The 22,721-nt window shown below is 60.5% G+C and carries 24 protein-coding genes; 14 read left to right on the top strand and 10 right to left on the bottom strand.

What is annotated here, in order from left to right; translation table 11 throughout:
* Nucleotides 1-159: 159 nt before the first annotated feature.
* The 5 genes from mpl to HNR62_RS11845 all read left to right on the top strand — a co-directional run bounded on the left by mpl (nt 160) and on the right by HNR62_RS11845 (nt 4,567).
* Complete coding sequence (gene mpl / locus HNR62_RS11865; protein ID WP_204796304.1) at nt 160-1,533, top strand: UDP-N-acetylmuramate:L-alanyl-gamma-D-glutamyl-meso-diaminopimelate ligase; 1,374 nt, start codon at nt 160-162, stop codon at nt 1,531-1,533.
* The gene (locus HNR62_RS11860) at nt 1,520-2,152 is read left to right on the top strand and encodes a flavin prenyltransferase UbiX (RefSeq protein ID WP_204796303.1); all 633 of its coding nucleotides are present in this window, start codon (nt 1,520-1,522) and stop codon (nt 2,150-2,152) included. The genes mpl and HNR62_RS11860 overlap by 14 nt, the downstream gene beginning before the upstream one ends.
* Before the next feature lie 98 nt (nt 2,153-2,250).
* Nucleotides 2,251-2,781 carry a hypoxanthine phosphoribosyltransferase gene (gene hpt, locus HNR62_RS11855; RefSeq protein ID WP_204796302.1) on the top strand — a complete coding sequence of 177 codons (531 nt, stop codon included), beginning with the start codon at nt 2,251-2,253 and terminating at the stop codon, nt 2,779-2,781.
* 92 nt (nt 2,782-2,873) lie between these two features.
* Nucleotides 2,874-3,797 (top strand): ABC transporter ATP-binding protein, encoded by a 924-nt coding sequence (locus tag HNR62_RS11850; RefSeq protein WP_204796301.1) that lies wholly within the window; start codon nt 2,874-2,876, stop codon nt 3,795-3,797.
* Nucleotides 3,794-4,567: an ABC transporter permease gene (locus HNR62_RS11845; protein ID WP_204796300.1), complete on the top strand. Its 774-nt coding sequence runs from the start codon at nt 3,794-3,796 to the stop codon at nt 4,565-4,567. Before HNR62_RS11850 ends, HNR62_RS11845 begins: the two co-directional genes overlap by 4 nt.
* A 59-nt stretch (nt 4,568-4,626) precedes the next feature.
* Here HNR62_RS11845 and panD read toward each other — a convergent pair whose 3' ends face one another.
* From panD to dksA, 7 genes are all read right to left on the bottom strand, one after another.
* On the bottom strand, nt 4,627-5,013 hold the full coding sequence (panD, locus tag HNR62_RS11840; RefSeq protein ID WP_476703923.1) for an aspartate 1-decarboxylase: 387 nt from the start codon (nt 5,011-5,013) through the stop codon (nt 4,627-4,629).
* Between the two features lie 100 nt (nt 5,014-5,113).
* A complete protein-coding gene (gene panC / locus HNR62_RS11835; protein ID WP_204796299.1) occupies nt 5,114-5,962 on the bottom strand; it encodes a pantoate--beta-alanine ligase in 849 nt (282 codons plus the stop codon).
* A 9-nt stretch (nt 5,963-5,971) separates the two neighbouring features.
* Nucleotides 5,972-6,766 carry a 3-methyl-2-oxobutanoate hydroxymethyltransferase gene (gene panB / locus HNR62_RS11830; RefSeq protein ID WP_204796298.1) on the bottom strand — a complete coding sequence of 265 codons (795 nt, stop codon included), beginning with the start codon at nt 6,764-6,766 and terminating at the stop codon, nt 5,972-5,974.
* An 11-nt stretch (nt 6,767-6,777) separates the two neighbouring features.
* Nucleotides 6,778-7,266, bottom strand: coding sequence for a 2-amino-4-hydroxy-6-hydroxymethyldihydropteridine diphosphokinase (folK, locus tag HNR62_RS11825; RefSeq protein WP_204796297.1), 489 nt, complete (start codon nt 7,264-7,266; stop codon nt 6,778-6,780).
* Nucleotides 7,263-8,618, bottom strand: coding sequence for a polynucleotide adenylyltransferase PcnB (gene pcnB / locus HNR62_RS11820; protein WP_239552772.1), 1,356 nt, complete (start codon nt 8,616-8,618; stop codon nt 7,263-7,265). The genes folK and pcnB overlap by 4 nt, the downstream gene beginning before the upstream one ends.
* Nucleotides 8,619-8,691: 73 nt before the next feature.
* Nucleotides 8,692-9,615, bottom strand: a complete 924-nt coding sequence (gluQRS, locus tag HNR62_RS11815) for a tRNA glutamyl-Q(34) synthetase GluQRS (protein ID WP_204796296.1) — start codon at nt 9,613-9,615, stop codon at nt 8,692-8,694.
* 15 nt (nt 9,616-9,630) lie between these two features.
* Nucleotides 9,631-10,083 carry an RNA polymerase-binding protein DksA gene (gene dksA, locus HNR62_RS11810; RefSeq protein WP_204796295.1) on the bottom strand — a complete coding sequence of 151 codons (453 nt, stop codon included), beginning with the start codon at nt 10,081-10,083 and terminating at the stop codon, nt 9,631-9,633.
* Between the two features lie 308 nt (nt 10,084-10,391).
* On the opposite strand from dksA, the gene sfsA reads away from it, so the two are divergent.
* Nucleotides 10,392-11,150: a DNA/RNA nuclease SfsA gene (gene sfsA / locus HNR62_RS11805; protein WP_338044109.1), complete on the top strand. Its 759-nt coding sequence runs from the start codon at nt 10,392-10,394 to the stop codon at nt 11,148-11,150.
* Nucleotides 11,151-11,174: 24 nt separating this feature from the next.
* Here sfsA and thpR read toward each other — a convergent pair whose 3' ends face one another.
* On the bottom strand, nt 11,175-11,696 hold the full coding sequence (gene thpR / locus HNR62_RS11800) for an RNA 2',3'-cyclic phosphodiesterase (RefSeq protein ID WP_239552767.1): 522 nt from the start codon (nt 11,694-11,696) through the stop codon (nt 11,175-11,177).
* Nucleotides 11,697-11,766: 70 nt separating this feature from the next.
* Between thpR and hrpB the strand changes: the two genes are divergently transcribed.
* The 3 genes from hrpB (at nt 11,767) to HNR62_RS11785 (ending at nt 17,157) form a co-directional block, all read left to right on the top strand.
* Nucleotides 11,767-14,199 carry an ATP-dependent helicase HrpB gene (gene hrpB / locus HNR62_RS11795; protein WP_338044108.1) on the top strand — a complete coding sequence of 811 codons (2,433 nt, stop codon included), beginning with the start codon at nt 11,767-11,769 and terminating at the stop codon, nt 14,197-14,199.
* Nucleotides 14,200-14,201: 2 nt separating this feature from the next.
* Nucleotides 14,202-16,532 carry a penicillin-binding protein 1B gene (mrcB, locus tag HNR62_RS11790; protein WP_204796292.1) on the top strand — a complete coding sequence of 777 codons (2,331 nt, stop codon included), beginning with the start codon at nt 14,202-14,204 and terminating at the stop codon, nt 16,530-16,532.
* A 199-nt stretch (nt 16,533-16,731) separates the two neighbouring features.
* Entirely contained in the window at nt 16,732-17,157 is a 426-nt protein-coding gene (locus HNR62_RS11785; protein WP_204796291.1) for a VOC family protein, read from the top strand.
* Between the two features lie 5 nt (nt 17,158-17,162).
* Here the strand turns inward: HNR62_RS11785 and hemL are convergent, their stop codons facing one another.
* Nucleotides 17,163-18,449, bottom strand: coding sequence for a glutamate-1-semialdehyde 2,1-aminomutase (gene hemL / locus HNR62_RS11780; protein WP_204796290.1), 1,287 nt, complete (start codon nt 18,447-18,449; stop codon nt 17,163-17,165).
* Between the two features lie 219 nt (nt 18,450-18,668).
* On the opposite strand from hemL, the gene HNR62_RS11775 reads away from it, so the two are divergent.
* The 4 genes from HNR62_RS11775 to HNR62_RS11760 are packed head-to-tail and all read left to right on the top strand — an operon-like array spanning nt 18,669 to nt 20,029.
* Nucleotides 18,669-18,827 (top strand): hypothetical protein, encoded by a 159-nt coding sequence (locus HNR62_RS11775; RefSeq protein ID WP_204796289.1) that lies wholly within the window; start codon nt 18,669-18,671, stop codon nt 18,825-18,827.
* A 55-nt stretch (nt 18,828-18,882) separates the two neighbouring features.
* Nucleotides 18,883-19,227: an iron-sulfur cluster insertion protein ErpA gene (gene erpA, locus HNR62_RS11770; protein WP_204796288.1), complete on the top strand. Its 345-nt coding sequence runs from the start codon at nt 18,883-18,885 to the stop codon at nt 19,225-19,227.
* 38 nt (nt 19,228-19,265) lie between these two features.
* Nucleotides 19,266-19,607, top strand: a complete 342-nt coding sequence (locus HNR62_RS11765) for a glutaredoxin family protein (protein ID WP_204796287.1) — start codon at nt 19,266-19,268, stop codon at nt 19,605-19,607.
* Nucleotides 19,604-20,029: an HIT domain-containing protein gene (locus tag HNR62_RS11760; RefSeq protein WP_338044107.1), complete on the top strand. Its 426-nt coding sequence runs from the start codon at nt 19,604-19,606 to the stop codon at nt 20,027-20,029. Before HNR62_RS11765 ends, HNR62_RS11760 begins: the two co-directional genes overlap by 4 nt.
* 25 nt (nt 20,030-20,054) lie before the next feature.
* Here HNR62_RS11760 and HNR62_RS11755 read toward each other — a convergent pair whose 3' ends face one another.
* Nucleotides 20,055-21,353, bottom strand: coding sequence for a peptidoglycan DD-metalloendopeptidase family protein (locus HNR62_RS11755; RefSeq protein ID WP_204796286.1), 1,299 nt, complete (start codon nt 21,351-21,353; stop codon nt 20,055-20,057).
* 168 nt (nt 21,354-21,521) lie between these two features.
* On the opposite strand from HNR62_RS11755, the gene tyrS reads away from it, so the two are divergent.
* Entirely contained in the window at nt 21,522-22,718 is a 1,197-nt protein-coding gene (gene tyrS / locus HNR62_RS11750; protein WP_204796285.1) for a tyrosine--tRNA ligase, read from the top strand.
* Nucleotides 22,719-22,721 lie beyond the last annotated feature (3 nt).

Raw genomic sequence — 22,721 nt, 5'->3', positions numbered from 1 at the left:
TAACCGAGTTTATCACCCTTGCCGGGGGACATCTGTTATACAAATGGTTAACGGTTACCGGGCGCACATTATAACCGCTGTCGCACAGATCACCATACAAGTGCCCAAAGCGACGGCGGATTGTTAGAATGCGTGCAATACAGTAGCCAAGGGCATTTTATGCACATTCATATTCTCGGTATTTGCGGCACCTTCATGGGCGGGCTGGCGGTACTGGCCAAACAGCTGGGCTATAGCGTCACCGGCAGCGATGCCAATGTCTATCCGCCGATGAGCACCCAGCTTGAAGCGCAGGGCATAGCACTGATTGAAGGCTACGATCCCGCCCAGCTGGATCCGGCGCCGGATCTGGTGGTGGTGGGCAATGCCATGAGCCGGGGCAACCCCTGTGTGGAGGCGGTGCTGGATCGTCGCATTCCCTATACCTCGGGCCCCCAGTGGCTGCTGGAGCATGTGCTGCAGGATCGCTGGGTGCTGGCGGTGGCCGGCACCCATGGCAAAACCACCACCGCCGGCATGCTGGCCTGGATCCTGGAAGACTGCGGCCTGGCGCCCGGCTTTCTGATCGGTGGCGTGCCCGGCAACTTCGAGGTGTCCGCCCGCCTGGGCGAGGCGCCCTTCTTCGTGATCGAGGCCGACGAATACGACAGCGCCTTCTTCGACAAGCGATCCAAGTTTGTCCACTATCGCCCCAGCACCCTGATCCTCAACAATCTCGAGTTTGATCATGCCGATATTTTCGACGATCTGGCGGCTATCCAGCGGCAGTTTCATCATCTGTTGCGGATGGTACCCGGCCATGGCCGGGTGCTGGTGCCCACCCGCACACCGGCGCTGGACCAGGTGCTGGCCATGGGGTGCTGGAGCGAGGTGGAATATCTGGGTGAAGAGGGTCTGTGGCAGGCCGAGCCCCTGCAAGCCGATGGCGGGCACTTTATGGTGCTGCTCGACGGCAAACCGATGGGCGAGGTGCGCTGGGGCTGTATCGGCCTGCATAACGTGCACAACGGCCTGATGGCGCTGGCGGCGGCCCGTCATGCGGGGGTGCCGGTGGCGGAAGCCATCAAGTCGCTATGCCTGTTCGTGTCGCCGAAGCGACGGATGGAACTGAAAGGCGAGGTGGCCGGCATTCGGGTATGGGACGATTTTGCCCATCACCCCACTGCCATCGAATGGACCCTGACCGGGCTCAGGGCTCGGGTGAAGGCGCAAGCCGCCGGCCGGGTACTGGCGGTGCTGGAGCCCCGTTCCAACACCATGAAGATGGGGGTGCATCAGCAGCCCCTGGCAGACTCGCTGCAAGCGGCGGATCAGACCTATCTGTTCCGGCCCCCGGGCCTGAACTGGGATCTGGCGGCGGTGGCCGATGCCTGCCCCCGGGGACGGATGTTCGAGGAGCTGGACGTGCTGATTTCCGCCCTGGTCGAGGCGGCGCAGCCGGGCGATCAGATACTGGTGATGAGCAACGGCGGCTTCGGCGGCATTCACGATCGGCTGCTGCAGGCACTGGAGGCGGCTCATGTCTGCGCATAAATACCCGCGTCATCGACAAATAACCCTGGCCCTGTCCGGCGCGTCCGGCGCCCCCTATGCGCTGGCGCTGCTGGGGCGGCTGCTGGCCGCCGGCATCCAGGTGCACCTTTTGGTGTCCAGCGCCGCGCGAGTGGTACTGGCCACCGAAGAAGGCGAGCAGTGGCCGGGCAAGCCGGAACAAGTGGCGGCCCTGCTGAGCGAGCGTTATCAGGCGGCGGCGGAGCAGTTGCAAGTCTATGGCAAGGAAGAGTGGTTTTCGCCGGTGGCTTCCGGCTCGGGTGCCCCCCGGCGCATGGTGATTTGCCCCTGCTCCATGGGGACGGTGGCGTCCATCGCCAGTGGCGCGTCCGACAATCTGATCGAGCGCGCCGCCGATGTGGTGATCAAGGAAAAGGGCCAGTTGATCCTGGTGCCGCGAGAGTCGCCCTTTTCGGCGCTGCATCTGGAAAATCTGCTCAAGCTGGCGCGTCTGGGCGTGACCATAATGCCGGCCTCACCCGGGTTTTATCATCAGCCGCGCACCATAGCGGATCTGGTCGATTTCATGGTGGCGCGTATTCTGGATCACCTCGAGGTGGAGCAGGAGCTGGTGCCACGCTGGGGTTACGGCCATAAGTGACCATTCACCCCTCACGCCGGATATGAAGATAAGCGAGAATTCCGTTAGAATACCGCTTTAATCACAGTCGGGCATGTCAGGCCCAACGGAGCTAAACAATGAAACACAGAGTAGAAGTCCTGATCAGCACCGATGAAGTAACCGCCAGGATCCAGGCCCTGGGCGAGCAGATCAACGCTCATTATCGGGGAGTTGACGAGCTGGTGATGGTCGGATTACTGCGCGGCTCCTGTGTGTTTATGGCCGATTTGTGTCGTCAGCTTACCCTGCCGGTACGGCTCGATTTCATGACCGCTTCCAGCTACGGCAGCAGCATGGAAAGCAACCGCGACGTGAGGATCCTCAAGGATCTGGACGACGAAATCCACGGCAAGCATGTGTTGATCGTCGAAGACATCATCGATACCGGCTACACCCTGAGCAAGGTCAAGGAAATACTGTCGCTGCGCAACCCGGCCTCACTGACCATCTGCTCCCTGCTCGACAAACCCGAGCGGCGCGAAGTGGAGGTGCCGGTAGACTGGATCGGCTTTACCGTTCCCGACGATTTCGTGGTTGGCTACGGCATCGATTATGCCCAGCTTTATCGCAACCTGCCCTATATCGGCAAGGTGATACCGCTCGATTAAGTATTCTTGCTTACTCGCTAAGTCTGCCCGGGATCGGGACGACGGGCTTCTGCCCGTTACCTGCCTCGGGTCTTTTTTCTATGGAGCCAATAATGACCAAAGCACTGGAGATTGATGGCCTGCGCAAGACCTACACCGGTGGTGTAGAAGCCTTGAAAGGCATAAATCTAACAGTCAACAAGGGCGATTTTTATGCCCTGCTCGGCCCCAACGGGGCGGGTAAATCCACCACCATAGGTATTATTTCTTCTCTGGTGAACAAGACGGCCGGCAAGGTAAAGGTCTTCGGTTTCGATATCGATACTCAGCTGAATCAGGCCAAGACCCAGATTGGGCTGGTGCCTCAGGAGTTCAACTTCAACCAGTTTGAAAAAGTCGGCCAGATAGTGGTCAACCAGGCCGGCCTGTACGGGGTTGAGCGTAAAGAGGCCAAGATCCGTGCAGAACGCTACCTGAAGCAGCTGGATCTGTGGGACAAGCGTGATGTTCCTGCCCGCACCCTGTCCGGTGGCATGAAGCGACGACTGATGATAGCCCGGGCGCTGATGCACGAGCCCAAGCTATTGATTCTGGATGAGCCGACCGCCGGGGTGGATATCGAAATTCGCCGGGCCATGTGGGATTTTCTCAAGGATATCAACGAGCAGGGGATTACCATCATACTGACTACCCACTATCTGGAAGAAGCGGAGATGCTGTGCCGGAATATCGGCATCATCGACAAGGGGCGCCTGGTCGAGAACACCAGCATGAAGAGGTTGCTCGGCAAACTCAACGTGGAAACCTTTATTCTGGACCTGGCTACCGACTGCCGCGAACCCTTTCTGTCCGGTTTCAACTGGCAGTTGCTGGACGATCACACCCTTGAAGTGGAAGTAAAGAAAGATCAGGGGTTGAACGGCGTCTTTGCCCAGCTCAACGAGCAGGGTATTCGGGTGCTGAGTATGCGTAACAAAGCCAACCGACTGGAAGAATTATTTGTCACCTTGGTGGAGCAGGGGAGAGCGACAGCATGAGCGGAAAACACTATTACGTTGCTTTCAACAGCATATTGCACCGGGAAATCGTACGCTTTACCCGGATCTGGGTGCAGACCCTGGTGCCGCCGGCCATCACCATGACCCTGTATTTCGTGATTTTCGGCAACCTGATCGGCAGCCGTATCGGCGAGATGGGCGGTCATTCCTACATGGCCTTCATAGTACCGGGTTTGATCATGATGTCGGTGATCACCAACTCCTATTCCAACGTGGCCTCGTCGTTCTTCAGCAGCAAGTTTCAGCGCAACGTGGAAGAGCTGCTGGTGGCGCCGGTGCCGACCTATGTGATCATCGCCGGCTATGTGGGCGGCGGCGTGGTGCGGGGCCTGCTGGTGGGATTTATCGTCAGCCTGGTGTCGCTGTTTTTTGTCGACCTGCAGATAAGCCACCTGTTCAGCGTCATCTTCACCGTGTTTCTGACCTCGGTGCTGTTCTCGCTGGCGGGGCTGCTCAACGCCATTTTTGCCCGCAGCTTCGACGACATCAGCATCATTCCGACCTTCATACTGACGCCGCTGACCTATCTGGGCGGGGTTTTCTACTCCATCAATCTGTTGCCCGAGTTCTGGCAGGCCGTTTCTCACGCCAATCCGGTGCTCTATATGGTGAACGCCTTCCGCTACGGCTTTCTGGGTATCAGTGATGTGCCGCTGACCGTGGCCTATGGCATCATCATCGGCTTTATCGCCCTGTTCTACGGGCTGGCCTGGTATCTGATCCACACCGGGCGTGGATTACGCACCTGAATGAAAAAAGGCAGCCAACTGGCTGCCTTTTTTCTGTTACCTGCGGGTAATGGTGGCGATCAGGCCAACTGCAGGGGGATGTTCTTGCTGGTGCGTACTATGTTGTTGTCCGCATCCAGATACACCAGATTGGGATCGTAGCTTTCGATCTGCTGCTCGCTCATCGGTGCATAGGCGCAGATGATGATGCGGTCGCCCACGGCGGCCTTGCGGGCGGCGGCGCCGTTCAGCGAGATCATCCTGGAGCCACGTTCGCCGGAAATGGCGTAGGTATGAAAGCGCTCGCCGTTTTCGATGTTGTAGATGTCGATCTGCTCGTACTCGCGGATATTGACCGCGTCCAGCAGGTCCTGATCGATGGCGCAGGAGCCTTCGTAGTTCAGCTCGGCGTGGGTGACCCGGGCCTGGTGCAGCTTGCCTCTGAGCATAATGCGTTGCATGTCCATTGTTATCTTGTCTCCATTTTTACTACTGCCTCGAGGGCTTACTGGTTCGGTGCCGGCACACAGAAGAGGAATCAGGCTCCTCCCTGGCGACAGCTGAGTGTCACTTCAGGGGCACGACTTTATTGTCTATCAGTCGGGCCTTGCCGAGAAAGGCGGCCATCAGGATGACGACGGCCCGACTCTGCGTTGTTAACGGCAGCAGGCTGTCCGCATCGACGATATCGATGCCGTCGGTGCGAAAACCGGCGTCGTTCAGCCGAGCACTGCCTGCTGCTGCCAGGTGTTCAATATCCCGTTCGCCGTCGGCCAGGCGACCGGCCAGCCAGTTCATGGTGGCGGCAAGCTCGGGGGCCTGAGCACGTTCGGCATCGGTCAGATAACCGTTGCGGGAACTCAGTGCCAGGCCGTCTTCGGCGCGTACCGTGGGCACGCCCAGGATCTCGACCGGCATATTCAGATCGGCGGTCATTTTACGGATCAGCGCCAGCTGCTGGTAGTCTTTTTCGCCGAAACAGGCCAGATCCGGCTGTACCAGGTTGAACAGCTTGCATACGACAGTGCTGACACCGTCGAAGTGACCCGGGCGCAGGGCACCTTCCAGCACTTCGGCGATGCCGGGTACCGCGACCCGGGTTTGCTGCTGCTGACCGTTCGGGTACATCAGCGCCGGCGTGGGCGTAAAGACGATATCCGCCTGTTCACCCAGCCGCTCGCAGTCCTGCTCCAGGGTGCGCGGATAGGCGTCGAGATCGGTGGCCCGGTCGAACTGCAGCGGGTTGACGAAGATACTGACCACGACGCGATCGCAGCGGTGTCTGGCCTGCTTGACCAGCTCCAGGTGCCCCTGGTGCAAATTGCCCATGGTGGGTACGAAGCCGATACGCTCGCCGTGACGGCGCCAGCCGTTGATGACGGCTCTTAATTCATCCAGGGTGCTGACCAACTGCATTGTCTGTCCTCAGTTGAAACTGTGTTCCGGGCCCGGGAAGCGGCCCTCGATCACATCACTCACATAGGCTTCGATGGCGGCTCTGACGTTGCCGTTATCGGCCAGGAAGTTCTTGGTAAACCTGGGTACATAGCCGCTGGTGAGCCCCAGGGCATCCTGCATGACCAGCACCTGACCGTCGGTATCGGCACCGGCACCGATGCCGATGACCGGTATGCTCAGCATCTGGCTGATGTCGGCGGCAAGCCGGCTTGGCACGCATTCCAGCACCAGCAGTTGAATGCCGGCGGCTTCCAGCGCCCCGGCATGGCGTTTGATTTGCTCGGCCTGCTCGGTCTCGCGGCCCTGCAGCTTGAAGCCGCCGAACACATGTACCGATTGCGGGGTCAGGCCCAGGTGTCCGCACACCGGAATGCCCTGTCGGGTCAGCTGGGTGACGGTCTCGGTCAGCCAGTCGCCGCCTTCCAGCTTGACCATGTGGGCACCGGCCCGCATCAGGGCGGCGGCGCTGGCACAGGCCTGCTCCGGATTGCTGTAACTCATGAACGGCATGTCGGCGACGATCAGCGATTTTTTACAGCCATTGGCCACAGATCTGGTGTGATAGGCGATATCCCCGACCGTCACCTTGAGGGTGCTGTCTTCACCCTGCAGCACCATGCCGAGCGAGTCGCCGATCAGAATGGCATGCACGCCGGCCTGTTCGAACAGCTGGGCAAAGGTGGCATCGTAGGCGGTGATCATGGCGATTTTCTGCCGGGCCTGTTTCATCGCCAGCAGGTGCGCCGTGGTGATTTTATTCATGAGTGATTCCTTTACTGCGGGGGCAGTCGGGTCATGCTGTTGACCGGGCACTGTTGCAGCAGCCGGGCCAGGGGAGTGCCGCAAGGCAGTATCAGGCCCGGGGCCAGATCCGCCAGCGGGTAAAGCACAAATTCCCGTTGCTTCATGCCATAGTGGGGGACCGTCAGCCGTTCATCTTCTATGTGGCGTTCGCCATAGAGCAGCATGTCCAGATCCAGGGTGCGCGGCCCCCAGCGTTCTTCCTTGCGTACCCGGCCGTGGGCCTGCTCTATGCGTTGTAACGCATCCAGCAGCTCATGTGGCTCGAGTCGGGTATCAAACATCGATACCCCGTTGATATAGGGCGGCTGATCCGCCGGCCCCATGGGCAGACTCCGGTACAGCGGCGAATGCCGCAGGCTGCCCGGTGTGGCCAGCGAGGCCAGGGCGAGCTGAGCCGCCCTGATGTGTGCCAGCGGTTCGCCCAGGTTGGCGCCGAGGGCGACAAAGACGGGGGTCACGCGTCTTTTTTCCGACGCGGACGACGACGCGGCCGCTTGCGGGGCTTGCGCGGTTCGGACTCGCTGGCCGTGGCAGGGCGATCTTGTGTGCTCCGGGCCTGCGGGTGCCGCTCGACCGGATTGGCGACCTGAAAATCGGTCCACCATTCGGCCAGCTCCTTGAGTCTCGGGTCCAGTTCGGCACGCAGCAGCAAGAAGTCGTAGCCGGCGCGGAACTTGGGATGCTCGAGCAGACGGTGCGGTCGCTTGCCGCTGCGCTTGGTGAGACGATCCTGCAGTTGCCAGATATCGCGGACCACCGAGCTGAAACGACGAGGAATGGCGACGGTTTTCACCTGTCGACCCAGCACATCATCGGTCGCCAGCATGAAAGCGTCGTAATGGTTCAGGCCGCCTTCATTCATGAAGGCCTGGGTGCGGGTTTCCACCGGCCCCCACAGCAGGGCGGCGTACAGGAAGGCCGGGGTCACCCGCATCTCCTGGGCGATACGTTCATCGGTATTGGTCAGCGCCAGCTCGATAAAGCGACCGTAGCGATTCTTGCCCGTGCCCATCACCTCGGCGGCTTCCGGAAACAGCGGCGCAAAGAGGCCGTATTGCTGCAACTGACGATAGGTTTCCAGACCGTGGCCGGCAAGAAACAGCTTGAGGGTTTCTTCGAACAATCGGGCCGGGGGAATGTCGGCCAGCAGCGGCGCCAGGTTGTGAATGGGCGCTTCCGTGCGGGGGCTGATGGTCAGACCCAGCTTGGCGGAAAAACGGACCGCCCGGATCATGCGCACCGGGTCTTCCCGGTAGCGGGTTTCCGGGTCACCGATCAGTTCCAGACGACGAGCTTCCAGATCCTTGATGCCATTGGCAAAGCCGACCACGCTGAAATCGGCAATATTGTAATAGAGGGCGTTAACGGTAAAGTCGCGGCGCTCTGCGTCTTCTTCGATGGTGCCATAGACATTGTCGCGCAGCAGCATGCCTTCGGAAGACTGGGACGAGACGTTTTTGTTGGTATTGACCTGATGATGGTGGCCGCGGAAGGTGGCCACCTCGATCACATCGCGACCAAACAGCACATGGGCCAGGCGAAAACGGCGACCCACCAGGCGGCAGTTGCTGAAAAGCTGCTTGATCTGTTCAGGGGTGGCGTTGGTGGAGACATCGAAATCCTTGGGCTGGCGACCCAGCAGCAAGTCACGCACACCACCACCGACCAGGTAGGCATCGAAGCCCGCCTTGTTCAGGCGATACAGTACTTTGAGGGCGTTTTCACTGATTTGTCGGCGCGAAATACCATGTTGGTCGCGCTTCAGCACCACGGGTTGCAATGGCAACGCCTCCTGTTGTCGGGTAAGCAGCTTTCTACAAAAGCCAGCAATCTGGGAAAAAATAGGACACCTCGCAAGGCCTTAAGCTAAAAAAATCGGCGCACTATAATAGCGCAGGGCGCTGAAAATGCGAACTGTCTGCGCACTTCAGCTCGATATTTGGTCTGCCGGGCACCCGATCCAGACGCCAGTGACGGCAGGCCCAGTGCAGTAGTTCGGCCGCTCCGGCGCCAAAAAGTGCCGGTGGGGGGGCTTGTCCGAGAAAACGCAGCGCATGCCAGAGCGCCTTGCCCGGCTGCCGGTCATCCAGTGCCGGGGCGTGATTCTGCTTGGACAGTTTATGGCCCGAATACAGCGCCAGCGGCAGATGCAGCCACCCGGGTTCCGGTGCATTCAGCATCCGGTAAAGTGCAATCTGGCGCACCGTGGGATCGAGCAGATCGGCACCCCGTACCACCTCGGTAATGCCCGCCTCGGCATCGTCGACCACCACCGCCAGATTATAGGCGTAGAGCCCGTCGCGACGGCGCACGATAAAGTCTTCTTCGGCCAGGGCGATGGGCACAGTGATGTCCCCCTGCAGCCGGTCATGAAAGCCGTAAACCGGCTGGTCCATGACCAGTCGGAGGGCCGCGTGCTCGGCCGGTAAAGCAAGATCACGACAATGGCCGCGATAAAAGCCACCGGCTTCGCTTATCATCTTGCGGGTACAATGACAGTGATAAGTCAGCCCGCGTCGGGCCAGATCGTCCAGCACGGCCCGGTAGGCATCGAGTCGCTGACTCTGATACACGGCAGTGCCATCCCAGTGCAGGCCAAAGGCATCCAGGGTGCGCAATATGGCATCGGCCGCCCCGGGAACTTCCCGAGGCGGATCCAGATCTTCGACACGCAGCAACCATTGCCCCCGATGACTTCTGGCTTGCAGATAGCTGCCGAGGGCGGCTATCAGAGAGCCGAAGTGAAGGGGGCCGCTGGGCGAGGGGGCAAAGCGCCCAAGGTAGCGGGTGGGCGCGGTCGTGTTCATGGTAGCCGGGACGGTTTAGTAACCGGCCATCTGTTTTTCCTTGATCTCGGCCAGGGTCTTGCAGTCGATGCACAGATCGGCGGTAGGACGCGCTTCCAGTCGGCGGATACCGATTTCCACGCCGCAGTGCTCGCAATAGCCGAAGTCGTCTTCTTCGATTTTCTGCAGGGTTTTCTCGATCTTCTTGATAAGCTTGCGTTCCCGATCCCGGGCGCGCAGTTCAAGCGCGAATTCCTCTTCCTGAGCGGCCCTGTCCACCGGATCGGGGAAGTTGGCTGCTTCGTCTTTCATGTAGCCCATGGTGCGATCCACTTCTTCGCGCAACTGATTGCGCCAGGCACCCAGAATTTTGCGAAAATGCGTTTTTTGCGCATCGTTCATGTATTCTTCGTCGGGCTTCGCCTGGTAGGGCTCAACACCGGCAATGGCCAGAATACCGAGAGATTTTTTGGTTTCGACTGCTGGCATTCCGTATCTCCTAAAAAGCAATATTGCGCTAACCAATGTTAAGAAGCGGCTATCTATAGCAGAAAGCATATTGGCAAGGCAATTTTGCATTGCTGTTTCTGCGAAAATCGGCCCTTAAATACGACCATGAGCACTTTTTCTGACATGATTCAGGTTGAGTGGTCCGGGTCATAAAGAGCGGCAGCTTCCTGGTGAGCCCTCCATATGGGGATGAGGAATGGCATTTTCAAGAGTCGAGTCGGGGCCGTGATACCGATTACTATCGAACTCTATGTATGAATTTCTATTTATGAACTATAGGTACTATCGTGCAGTTTTCCTCTTCTTTGTGCCGTGGCCAACTGGTCCGGCGTTACAAGCGCTTTCTGGCCGATGTTATCTATCAGGGCGCTTCACCCGAGCAGGGCACTTCACCCGAGGCACCGCTGACCATACATTGCCCCAATACCGGCAAGATGACCGGCTGTGCCGAGCCGGGCTGGACCGTGTATTTCTCTACATCAGACAACCCAAAACGTAAATATGTTCATACCTGGGAACTGGTCGAAAACCGGCGCGGAGACTTCATCTGTGTCAACACCGGCCGGGCCAACCAGCTGGTGGCCGAGGCGCTGGCGCGGAAGCGTATCCCACCGCTGGCGCAATATGCCGATATCAGAGCCGAAGTCCGTTACGGCAACGAAGGCAGCCGGATCGACTTTCTGCTGAGCGGTGGCCTTGAGCCGGACTGTTATGTAGAGGTCAAGAGCGTGACCCTGCTGGATGAGGGGGAGGCGGGGCGGGGCTATTTTCCGGATACCGAGAGTCTCAGGGCGCAGAAGCATGTGCGGGAGCTGATCGACTGCGTGAATAACGGGCACAGGGCAGTACTGTTGTTCTGCGTGCTGCATACCGGCATCGAACGGGTCAGCCCGGCCAGTCACCTGGATCCGGCCTATGGTGCCCTGGTGGCCGAGGCGCTGGCGGCGGGGGTGGAATGCCTGGCCTGGCGGGCCGAGATCAGCCCCGACGGCATGCAGCTGGTACAGCCATTGCCGTTTGAAGTTCATATGAAGCATGGGGTGTGAGGGGGAGGATGCACCCCCTCACTCTCACCCCTCACCCTCTGTCAGTGGCCAGGATTGCAGAATATGGTAGTTGGGGCCCTGCTCGCTCAGGGTGGAGCTGTAGAGGCACAGCCGCGAGGGACGATAGCGGATGGGAGCGATCGGCGGCAGTTCCTGGGTGCTGTCGTGGCGGAACAGGGTGATATGCGGCCGAAAGGCTCTGTGAGGCGGCCCCAGCTTAAGGGCGGCACAACGTGCGGCCAGCTCATCGGATAGCGCCGAGAGGGCGGAGGGAACCCGAGAAGGGCCTATCCAGACCACCCTGGCCCGAGGAAAACAGCCTAGCCTGTCCAGCTCCAGTTCGAAGGCGGTCAGCCGTATCTGCGACAGTTGTTTCAGCAAGGATCCGGATTGTATCGGGGTCAGTGGCCCGAGAAAGCGCAGGGTCAGGTGAAACTGGCTGGCCGGTATCCGTCGTCCGGACAGCCCCAGACTGTTCTGCAACCGACTCAGGGCCGGAGCCGGCTCGTCGGCGGGAAAGGCCAGAAACAACCGTGATGTGTCCATGTGCAATATCGTAGTTCTTCTCCGGGGCTTTTGGCACAATATAGCCGTTTTCGCTCACTCAGGTAATCACGTGAACCAGCTTCCCATCGTCGAGGCCCTGCCCCGGTTACAGCAGGCGCTGACGGCGTCCCAGATCATCATCGAAGCGCCGCCCGGCGCCGGTAAATCCACCTGGTTGCCATTATGGTTGCTGGAGCAGGCCGAGATCCGGGGCCGCATCATCATGCTGGAGCCCCGACGGCTGGCCGCACGCACCATAGCCCAGTATCTGGCGACGCAGCTGGGCGAAACGCCGGGTGGCCGCATCGGCTATCGCATGCGCGGTGAAAGCCGGGTCGGCAAAGACACCCGGCTGGAGGTGGTCACAGAGGGGGTGCTGACCCGTATGCTGCAGGCCGATCCTGAGCTGGACGGCGTCGGGCTGCTTGTCTTCGACGAATTTCACGAACGCAGCCTGCAGGCGGATCTGGCGCTGGCCTTCGCCCTGGAATGCCAGGCGCTGCGTGAAGATCTCAAAATCATGGTGATGTCCGCCACCCTGGAGGGGCTGGCGCTCGACAGCCTGCTGCCCGAGGCGGCCCTGGTGCAGAGCGCCGGGCGCAGTTTTCCGGTGACGCTGGAATATCAGCCCCGTAATCAGCACAGCCGGCTGGATGAGGCCATGGGGCGGGCCATACTGACGGCGCTGGATCGTTTTGATGGCAGCGTGCTGGCCTTTCTGCCCGGTGAGCGGGACATTCGTGGCACCCAGGACTGGCTGAACGGCAAAACAGGCACGGAGGTCGAGCTCAGGCCGCTTTATGGCCGCTTGACGCTGGCCGAACAGCAGGCGGCCATTGCCCCCGCCGAACCCGGACGACGCAAGGTGGTGCTGGCCACCAATGTGGCGGAGACCTCGCTTACCATCGACGGCATCAGCATAGTGGTGGACTCGGGACTGGAGCGACAGGCTCAGTTCGAGCCCCAGTCCGGCATTACCCGGTTGCACAGCCGCCAGATTGGCCAGGCCTCGGCCACCCAGCGAGCGGGCCGGGCCGGGCGCTTGCAGCCCGGCGCCTGTCTGCGGCTGTGGAGTCAGGAACAACAGGAGCGGCTGGCGCCCCGGCGACCGGCGGAAATAGAACAGAGTGACCTGGCGAGTTTCGTGCTGGAATGCGCCGCCTGGGGCGCCGAACCCGAGCAGTTGCCCTTGCTGACGCCGCCGCCCTCGCCTCTGCTGGCGGCGGCCCGCAGTCAGCTCGCCAGCCTGGGCTTGCTGACCGGCGCACAGCTCACGCCGCTTGGTCGTCGGGTCTGGCAGCTGGGTACAGAGCCCTGGCTGGGGCAGCTGCTGTTGACGGCGCAAGAGTGGCAACGGCAGGGCCGAACCGGAGCCCTGGCCGACGCCGTTTATCTGGTGGCCCTGCTGGATGAGGGGCGCTGGGACAATGGCCCCTTGTCGGGGCAGCTGCTGGCGCGTCAGGGACGGCTGAAACCGGCGGCCCGGCGTTGGTTCAAACGGCTGAAGCAGGACGAAAGTGCGCCCTCGGGCCAGTATCTGGGGCCCTTGCTGGCCAACGCCAGATCCGAATGGGTTGGTCTGCTGCGTCAGCAAAGCCGTTATGGTCTGGCCGGCGGTCTGAGCGCGGACCTGCCTCAGGGCAGCCCGCTGCTCGGCAAGCCGATGCTGGTGATGGCGGCGCTGGGGCGGGGCGAGCGAGGGGTCTTTATCCAGGCGGCGGAACCGGTCAGCCTGGAGCAGTTGCAGCAGTTTGTGCCCGAGCGTTTCGGCGAGCGGGAGCATCTGGAGTGGGATAACGACGCCAACCGGGTGCGGGCCGAACGCCAGTGGTGCTTCGGCGGCCTGATATTGCAGCGCTCGCCCTTGAACAAGATCAGTCCCGAGCAGCGGGCTCGTTGTCTGCTGGAAGAGCTGGTACGGCGCGGCTGGTCGGCCTTGCCACTGGATGAGGCAAGCCAGCAATATTGGCTCAGATTGAAGCTGGCCGGACAAAAACTGGCCGATTGCGGCTTCGAATCCTGTGACGAAAGCCGCTGGCTGGCCGAGGCGGAACACTGGTTGTTGCCCTATCTTACGGGGCTGGGACGGTGGGAAGAGCTGTCCAGGCTCGATTGGGTCGGTATTTTCAAGAGCCGGCTGGACTGGTCACAACGGCAATTGCTGGATACCCTGCTACCAGCGGCTATCGAACTGGCCACGGGGACCAGGGCCAGTATTCGCTATCGGGAAGACGAGGATCCCGTGCTGCCGGTGCGGCTGCAGGAAATGTTCGGCCAGTCTGCCACGCCCGAGCTGGCGCGCGGCCGGGTCGCGCTGGTGCTGGAGCTCTTGTCTCCGGCCCGGCGACCCTTACAGGTCACCCGGGATCTGGCCGCCTTCTGGGCCGGATCCTACCTGGATGTAAAGAAAGAGATGAAGGGACGCTATCCCAAACACGTGTGGCCGGATGATCCCGCCAATACGGCGCCGACCCGGCACACCAAGAGGCATATGAAGCACTGATTATGGCAAAAAAACAGACCCGAAAATCGAGAAAAAAGCCCGTGAAACCGCGTCGTTCATGGTGGGGCCTGCTGTTCAAGCTGGCGCTGGTGGGTGCCGTGCTGATGGGCATCTTCGGCATCTATCTGGACGGCCAGGTAAAGGAACGTTTCGAGGGCCAGAAGTGGGCGCTGCCGGCGCTGGTCTATAGCCGGCCGCTGGAGCTGTTTCCGGGGCAGAAGCTGTCCCATGCGCAGATGCTGCGGGAGCTGCAGTTGCTCAACTACCGCAAGGTAGCCAGCCCCGGCCGCCCCGGTGAATATTCGGTGACCGACAGCCGCATTGAAATTCATCGCCGGGCCTTCAATTTCTCCGACGGCGCCGAGGCGGCCCGCTCCATGTTGCTGACCTTCGAAGGCCAGCGGTTGAAGCGGATGCAGAATCCGGGCAACGGCCGGGAGCTGGGGTATGCGCGCATGGATCCGGTGTTGCTCGACAGGCTCAACGTAGAGCAGCGGGAAGATCGCTTGCTGGTGCGGCTGGAGCAGGTGCCTCCCTTGCTGGTCACCGCCTTGCTGACGGTCGAAGATCGGGATTTCTATCAGCACGACGGTGTCTCGCCGTTGGCGATACTGCGTGCCCTGGTGGTCAACATCAAGGCCGGGCGCACCGTGCAGGGCGGCAGCACCCTGACCCAGCAGCTAGCCAAGAACTTCTTCCTGACCCAGGATCGCAGCCTGTGGCGCAAGATCCAGGAAGCCTATATGGCGTTGATCATCGACTTTCGCTATGAAAAGGACGAGATCCTCGAAGCCTACCTCAACGAGGTCTATCTCGGACAGAATGGCGCCCAGGGCGTCTATGGCTTTGGTCTGGCCAGCTATTTCTATTTCGGCCTGCCGCTGAGCGAGCTGAATCCGGATCAGATGGCGCTGATGGTGGCGCTGGTGAAGGGGCCTTCCTATTACGATCCCTGGCGTAATGCCGAGCGGGCACAGGAGCGGCGCGATCTGGTGCTGCGGTTACTGGCCAACGAAGGCCATATCGACCGGCAGACCTATGAGCGGGCCAGCAGCACGCCACTGCAGCTGATCGAGCGGGGACGCATGGGCTACGGTCGGACGCCGGGCTTCATGGGCCTGCTTCGGCAGGAGCTGAAGGAGCGGTTCGGCGCCGATTTTCTGCGTCAGAACGGCCTCAAGATTTTCAGCAGCCTGGATCCCATCGCCCAGCACAGCGCCGAGCTGGCGGTGATAGAGCAGTTGAAGCAGTTGCGCGCCAACACCAAAAAATCCGATCTGGAAGCCGCCATGGTGGTGACCAACTGGCGTAAGGGGGAAGTCAGTGCCGTGGTCGGTGGCGCGGACCCCAGCTTTGCCGGCTTCAACCGGGCGTTGTCGGCGCGACGGCCCATCGGCTCGCTGATCAAGCCGGCCGTATATGTAGAAGCGCTGGCCAACGGCTATACCCTGGGCAGTGTGATCAAGGATGAGCCCATCAGCCTGCGCAGTGATGCGGGACAGGTGTGGCGACCCAATAACTACGATCGCCAGTTCCGGGGGCAGGTGATGCTGATCGATGCCCTGTCCAAGTCGCTGAACGTGCCGACGGTAAATCTGGGCATGGCCATCGGGCTGGACAAGGTGATCGAGGGTCTCAAGCGGCTGGGAGTGGAGCAGCCGATCCCCGCCTATCCGTCGCTGATGCTCGGCACCCTGGAACTGACCCCCTTCGAGGTCAATCAGATGTACCTGACCCTGGCCAATCAGGGGCTCTATCAGCCGCTGACCTCGATTCGCGCCATTCAGGATGAGCAGGGTGAACTGCTGTATCAACACGGCGCCAAGGCGGTGCGGGTGCTGGAGCCGGAAGCCGGGTATCTGGCGCTCTATGGCATGACCAAGGCGGTGGACGGTGGTACTGCCGCACATCTGGCGGCACGATTCCCCAATCGGGTGATGGCGGGCAAGACCGGTACCACCAACGATCTGCGGGATACCTGGTATGCGGGTCTGGATAACGAAGAGCTGGTCAGTATCTGGGTGGGCCGTGACGATAACGGCGTGACCGGTCTGACCGGATCCAGCGGTGCCCTTCGGGTATACAGTCGTTATCTGGATGGGCGGGGAGTCGACTCGCTGGAACTGACGTCGCCCGCCGGTATCGATCAGGTCAACTTCGCGGTCAGCGATGGCATGCCGGCCGATCCCCGCTGTGAACCGACCCGATTATTACCGGCCAGGGCCGCCGATTTGCCGGGGATTAGGGGTTGTCGACCGAGCTCGCCGACGCTGCCCGAGGCCGGTGAGCAGATTAGCGACTGGCTGAAGGATATCTTCAACTTCGCCCGCTGACAGAGCACGCAAGGGATGAGGAGTGAAAGATAAGCGGTATCACCCTCACCCCTCACCCCTCACCCCTCACCCCTCACCCCTCACCCCTCACCCCTCACCCCTCACCCCTCACCCCTCACGGGCCCTCTCTTCGGTCATAGAAAGGTGAAAGCTTCCATCTCCGTATATGCTCAATAGTATGTAGATGGAGGAACGGCTCATGTTTTCTTTTCATCATGTCACCCTGAGTGTGCATGACCTGTCTGTTTCTGAAGGCTTCTACAAGGGGTTGGGGTTCGAGTCGGTTTATCGCTGGCAGGATGATGCAGGCCAGCTGCAGATTTGCCATCTACGACTGGGCCAGGCCTTGCTGGAACTTTACTGCTTTCGTGCCGATGCTGAAGACGAGTTGTCTTCTCTGCCGCCCTGGGCCACCGGTTATCGGCTGGGGCTGCGCCATTTTGCCTTGCAGGTGGATGATCTGGACAAGGCGCTGACCGGGCTGCACGGCGCCGGCATACTGACGGAAAAACCGTCGCCGGTCACGGGACAGACCTGCTTGCGCTATGTGTTCATTGTGGATCCGGATGGGAACAGCGTGGAATTGCTGGAAGGGCCGCTGGTGGAGATCCAGCGGCCGGAGTAGGCGAGTTAGCCTTTCATGATGGCGAAGGCCTTGTCGGCGGCGGCCAGGGTATGGGCGATTTCCTGCTCACCGTGGGCCAGCGACATAAAGCCCGCTTCGAAGGCGCTGGGCGCCAGGTAAACGCCTTCTTCCAGCATCAGATGGAAGAAGCGCTTGAACGCCTCCAGGTCACAGCGAGTCACCTGCTCATAGCTGCTGATGTGCTTTTCCTCGGTGAAGAAGAAACCGAACATGGCGCCTACCCGGGTGGTGGTGAAGGGAATGCCGTGCCGGTCGGCGGCGGCCTGCAGGCCGTCCACCAGGGCTTTGGTGCTTTGTTCCAGCTGTTCGTAAACCCCCGGCGCACTGATGGCATTCAGGGTCGCCAGACCGGCGGCCATGGCCACCGGGTTGCCGGAGAGGGTACCGGCCTGATAAACCGGGCCGGTCGGGGCCAGATGCTCCATCACGTCGCGACGACCGCCGAAGGCGCCCACCGGCATGCCGCCACCGATGATTTTGCCGAGCGTGGTCAGATCCGGTTTGACGTCGAAACGTTCCTGAGCGCCACCAAGGGAGGCGCGGAAACCGCACATCACTTCATCGAATATCAGCAGGGCATCGTATTGGTCACAGATGGCGCGCAGGCCCTCGAGGAAGCCGGGGGCCGGCGGGATGCAATTCATGTTGCCGGCGATGGGCTCGACGATGATACAGGCGATGTCGGTGGGGGCCGCTTCGAAGGCGGTCTTGACCGAGTCCAGATCGTTGAAGGTGGCGGTCAGGGTATGTTTGGCAAAATCGGCCGGCACGCCCGGCGAGTTGGGCTGTCCCAGGGTGAGGGCGCCGGAGCCGGCCTTGACCAGCAGGCAGTCGGCGTGGCCATGGTAGCAGCCTTCAAACTTCAGGATCTTGTCGCGACCGGTAAAGCCACGAGCCAGACGGATGGCGCTCATGGTGGCTTCGGTGCCGGAGTTGACCATGCGTACCTGCTCCATGGAGGGCACCAGCTGGTTGACCTTTTCGGCCATGGTCACTTCCACCCCGGTGGGGGCGCCATAGCTCAGACCGCGTTCTACCGCTTCCAGTACGGCTTCTCGTACCACGGGCGCGTTGTGGCCCAGGATCATCGGGCCCCAGGAGCCGATGTAATCCACATAGGACTGGCCGTCTACATCGAAGATATAGGCACCGTCGGCGCGCTCGATAAAGCGAGGTGTGCCACCTACGCCATTGAAGGCGCGTACCGGAGAGTTCACACCACCGGGAATGAAGCGGCGGGCCTGGGCAAATAAATCGTCAGACTTGGACATGTCGGTATCCTTTGAAGAGGGTCGGAGGCGGCGGGTGCGGCCAGGGTGACCAGACTATAACAAAAAGCGGACTGACCTTGAATGGGGGCCTTGCTGCTGGCGCCGGACTCATGGCTTTGGCATCATTCGCGGCTATCGCCGGCACCATTCACGGCTAACGCCGGTACCATTCACGGCTAACGCCGGTACAACAGCGGCTATCGTTATCGGGAGTGTATTATGCTCCAGCCGCTCGGTCGTCGTTTAATGGTGGTATCCTTGATCGCCGGCCTGCTGGCCGTTACCGCTTATCTTGGGATACGTTATCAGGAGCAGCAGATGGATCGCCGGCCCGTGCGAACCCCGAGTCTTGACTGGCCCACCCCGGACAATACTTGAACTGTTTACTCGGGTATTAGATAATTTTGGTTGATAACTAATCCAAGAGGTAGTGATGAGCGATGCAATTCCTTTGCCGATCCAGATGAGCGATGCGGCAGCCAATAAAATTCAGGCTCTGATCAGCGAAGAGGAAAATCCCGATCTGCGCCTGCGAGTCTATATCACCGGTGGTGGTTGCTCCGGCTTTCAGTACGGTTTTACCTTCGATGAAAAAACCAACGAGGGTGACACGGTAATCGAAAAGAACGGCGTCATCATGGTGGTGGACGGCATGAGCCTGCAGTACCTGATTGGCGGTACCGTCGATTATATCGACGGCCTGGAAGGTTCCCGCTTTCTGGTGACCAACCCCAACGCCACCAGCACCTGTGGCTGCGGCTCATCTTTCAGCGTGTAACCGCGTTTAATGACGCTTAACAACAAATAAGGCGGCCTATGTCCCTGTTTGACTGGCTCAAGGGAGCCGAAAACGAGCCCGCACCTGCAGTGGATTCCGTCGACAAGCTGGCGTTGTATCAGCGAGCCTGGTGCCCCTATTGCGAGCGGGTCAAGATGGTGATCGGAGAACTGGGGCTCGACATCCGTGAATGCGACACCAATGAAGCGGAGCACCTGCAGGCGCTGCTGGCCGGTGGTGGCCAGCGTATGGTGCCCTGCCTGCGCATCGAGCCGGAGCCGGATCAGTATTTCTGGCTGTACGAGTCTGCCGATATCATCGCCTACCTGCGTCGTCATTTCGGGGCAGAAAAAGGGGCAGAAAACGGGGCAGAAAAGTGAGTCGTTTTCAGCTGCATCCCCAGCTGGCGGCAGACACCATCATACTGGGTGAGCTGCCTCTGAGCCTGGTGTTACTGGCCAGAGACGGCCAATACCCCTGGTTGATACTGGTGCCGAAGCGAGCCGGTATTCGCGAGATCCACTGGTTGAACGAAGAAGAACAGCAGCAGCTGATGCGAGAGTCCTGCGCGGTGGCCGCTCTGATGGAAACCGAACTGGCGGCGGACAAAATCAATGTGGCCGCCCTCGGCAACATGGTGCCTCAGCTGCACCTGCATCATGTGGCCCGTTTTACCGGCGATGCCGCCTGGCCCGGGCCCATCTGGGGCAAGCATCCGGCACAAGCGTACGAGGATCCCGAATCGGTTGCCGATGAGTGGCGGCAACGACTGGCTGCATTGACGGGGTTTAGCGCCCGCTAAACCCCCGGCGGGGCCGCTCCCGGCCTTAGTGATTGGCCAGCATCACCTCGCTGACCTTGCTCAGCTGGGCCAGCAGCTTGTCTGCCTTGGGGCGAAATCTGTCCAGCTCGCCCCGAGACAGAAAGGCGGCCTGAGGCAGGTCCACGCTCTTGGGGTCCTTGTGCACCCCGTTAACCAGAAACTCGTAATGCAGATGGGGCCCCGTGACCCGTCCGGTGGCACCGACGGTGCCGATCTGCTGTTCCTGTTTGACCTTCTCTCCTTTTTTTACCCTGCGCTGATGCAGGTGCAGGTATTTGGTGAGGTAGGTACGGTCGTGGCGGATGACCACATAATTGCCATTGAAGCGGTTATAGCCGGATTCGACCACCACGCCGCTACCGGCGGCCACCACGGGGGTGCCGGTGCGGGCCGCATAATCGATGCCGCGGTGCGGCTTGACCTGGCCGGTGACCGGATGCAAACGGCGCGGGTTGAAGTTGGAGCTGATATGGGAAAAGTTGACCGGCGCACGAAGAAAGCTTTTGCGCATGGCCCGGCCTTCGGGTGAATAGTAATTGCCGTCATCGTGGCGTACGGCCCTGTAAATCTTGCCCTGATTGATAAACTCGGCAGCCAGGATGTGGCCGGTGTCGACCAGAATCCCGTCCTTGTAGCGCTGCTCGTACAGCACGGCAAAGCGATCGCCGGCACGGATGTCGAGGCCAAAGTCCAGATCCCAGGCAAACATGGCGGCCAGGCTCATTATTTGTCCCGGACTCAGTCCGGCACTGACGCCGGCCCCCCAGAAGTTGGAGCTGACCGAGGCCTGGGCGTACTGGATGCGATGCTCCAGTGTGACGCTGATGATACGACTGCGCAGTTCGGCGCCGCTCTGGCGGATGTCCAGGGTGCGCGCCGCGTCCAGCGGATAACTGAGGCCGGCAAAACGTCCTTTTTGGTCGAAGGAAAAGGTCAGGCGCTCTCCGGGATGGATTTTCTGCAGCGACTCGGCATGGGCGCCCAGCTGGCTGATCTCGTGTAACAGGGCGGAAGGCAGTCCCTGGCGGGCAAAAATAGAGGACAGGGTATCGCCCCGACGGACCTTGACCAGCAGCTCTCGTACGGGCCGGTGATCGTCGATCACCGGCCCGTCTTCCACGTCCAGCTCGAGTGGCTGGCGTGTGTCCCGCACCGGCTGTGACGGGGGAAGGACGGGCCGATCACGGCTGGCCACAGCCGGTTCCGTTGGCATCATGATCAGCACCGCCATGGCGGCGTTCAATAGTCCGAGGGCGATTTTATGGCCGCGGGGCAGTGACTTGAGTCTGTTAATGACGGACATGCGATACTCTTCCCTGGATCAAGTCCGAATTTTACAGCCTTTCCAATTTATCCGCCATTCCAGTAATATGCTTCCCTTATTTTGTTTGGGTCATCCAAATCGTTGTTCCGAGTAGCAGGCAGTATTCGGAACAGCCATTCAGGTGTACATCACAGGAGTAGAGTCGTCATGTCCCAGCTGGAAGCGGCGTTAGCGGAAATCAAGCGTGGTGCCGAAGAGATACTGGTTGAAGAAGAGCTGATTGCCAAATTAAAGGAAGGCCGCCCCCTGCGGGTCAAGCTGGGTATGGATCCCACCGCGCCCGATATTCACCTGGGACACACGGTGATCCTCAACAAGTTGCGCCAGTTTCAGGATCTGGGCCACGAGGTCCTGCTGCTGATCGGTGATTTTACCGCTCAGGTAGGCGATCCCAGCGGCAAGAACAGCACCCGGCCGCCGCTGACCCCGGAGCAGGTTGCCGATAACGCCAAAACCTACGCCGAACAGGCATTCAAGGTGCTGGATGCGGAAAAAACCCGGATCGTCTACAACTCCAGCTGGCTCGGCGAGCTGGGCGCGACCGGCATGATCAAGCTGGCCTCCAAGCTGACCGTGGCCCGCATGCTGGAACGGGACGACTTCAAGAAGCGCTACGGCTCCGGTCAGTCCATCGCCATCCATGAATTCATGTATCCGCTGCTGCAGGGTTACGATTCGGTCGCCCTCAAGGCCGATATCGAGCTGGGCGGCACCGATCAGAAGTTCAACCTGCTGATGGGCCGAGAGCTGCAGAAAGATGCCGGCCAGTCGCCGCAGGTAGTGCTGACCATGCCGTTGCTGGAAGGGCTGGACGGCGTGAAGAAGATGTCCAAGTCGGCCGGTAACTACATCGGTGTGGACGAGGCGCCGGGCGAAATGTTCGGCAAGATCATGTCCCTGTCCGACGAGCTGATGTGGCGTTACTTCGAGTTGCTGTCCCGTCGTAGCCTGGACGAGCTGGCCGGACTCAGACAAGAGGTGGTAGAGGGTGCCAACCCGCGTGATATCAAGATACTGCTGGCCAGGGAGATCATCAGCCGTTATCACAATGAGGCGGCGGCCGAGCAGGCCCATCAGGACTTTGTGCAGCGTTTTCAGAAAAACGCCATTCCCGATGATCTGCCGGAAGTGACCCTAGTCGCCGATGCCGAAGGCATCGCCATCGCCAACCTGTTGAAAGACGCGGGTCTGGTGGGCTCGACCTCGGAAGCGCTGCGCATGATCAAGCAGGGCGCGGTCAAGATTGACGGCAACAAGCTGGAAGACGGCAAGCTGATGGTCCAGGCCGGCGAGGCGGTCTATCAGGTTGGCAAGCGCAAGTTTGCGAAGGTGACCGTCGCCTGACGC

The organism is Oceanisphaera litoralis, assembly GCF_016907015.1.
Classification (GTDB): Bacteria; Pseudomonadota; Gammaproteobacteria; order Enterobacterales; family Aeromonadaceae; genus Oceanimonas; species Oceanimonas litoralis.
Note: the sequence above shows the minus strand (reverse complement) of the source record. Positions and strands in the feature narration are given on the sequence as shown.

Coding starts and splice junctions, on each gene's coding strand:
- mpl (WP_204796304.1), top strand. CDS start 160: ATGCACATTCATATTCTCGGTATTTGCGGCACCTTCATGGGCGGGCTG.
- HNR62_RS11860 (WP_204796303.1), top strand. CDS start 1,520: ATGTCTGCGCATAAATACCCGCGTCATCGACAAATAACCCTGGCCCTG.
- hpt (WP_204796302.1), top strand. CDS start 2,251: ATGAAACACAGAGTAGAAGTCCTGATCAGCACCGATGAAGTAACCGCC.
- HNR62_RS11850 (WP_204796301.1), top strand. CDS start 2,874: ATGACCAAAGCACTGGAGATTGATGGCCTGCGCAAGACCTACACCGGT.
- HNR62_RS11845 (WP_204796300.1), top strand. CDS start 3,794: ATGAGCGGAAAACACTATTACGTTGCTTTCAACAGCATATTGCACCGG.
- panD (WP_476703923.1), bottom strand. CDS start 5,013: ATGGACATGCAACGCATTATGCTCAGAGGCAAGCTGCACCAGGCCCGG.
- panC (WP_204796299.1), bottom strand. CDS start 5,962: ATGCAGTTGGTCAGCACCCTGGATGAATTAAGAGCCGTCATCAACGGC.
- panB (WP_204796298.1), bottom strand. CDS start 6,766: ATGAATAAAATCACCACGGCGCACCTGCTGGCGATGAAACAGGCCCGG.
- gluQRS (WP_204796296.1), bottom strand. CDS start 9,615: ATGAACACGACCGCGCCCACCCGCTACCTTGGGCGCTTTGCCCCCTCG.
- dksA (WP_204796295.1), bottom strand. CDS start 10,083: ATGCCAGCAGTCGAAACCAAAAAATCTCTCGGTATTCTGGCCATTGCC.
- thpR (WP_239552767.1), bottom strand. CDS start 11,696: ATGGACACATCACGGTTGTTTCTGGCCTTTCCCGCCGACGAGCCGGCT.
- mrcB (WP_204796292.1), top strand. CDS start 14,202: ATGGCAAAAAAACAGACCCGAAAATCGAGAAAAAAGCCCGTGAAACCG.
- HNR62_RS11785 (WP_204796291.1), top strand. CDS start 16,732: ATGTTTTCTTTTCATCATGTCACCCTGAGTGTGCATGACCTGTCTGTT.
- hemL (WP_204796290.1), bottom strand. CDS start 18,449: ATGTCCAAGTCTGACGATTTATTTGCCCAGGCCCGCCGCTTCATTCCC.
- HNR62_RS11775 (WP_204796289.1), top strand. CDS start 18,669: ATGCTCCAGCCGCTCGGTCGTCGTTTAATGGTGGTATCCTTGATCGCC.
- erpA (WP_204796288.1), top strand. CDS start 18,883: ATGAGCGATGCAATTCCTTTGCCGATCCAGATGAGCGATGCGGCAGCC.
- HNR62_RS11765 (WP_204796287.1), top strand. CDS start 19,266: ATGTCCCTGTTTGACTGGCTCAAGGGAGCCGAAAACGAGCCCGCACCT.
- HNR62_RS11755 (WP_204796286.1), bottom strand. CDS start 21,353: ATGTCCGTCATTAACAGACTCAAGTCACTGCCCCGCGGCCATAAAATC.
- tyrS (WP_204796285.1), top strand. CDS start 21,522: ATGTCCCAGCTGGAAGCGGCGTTAGCGGAAATCAAGCGTGGTGCCGAA.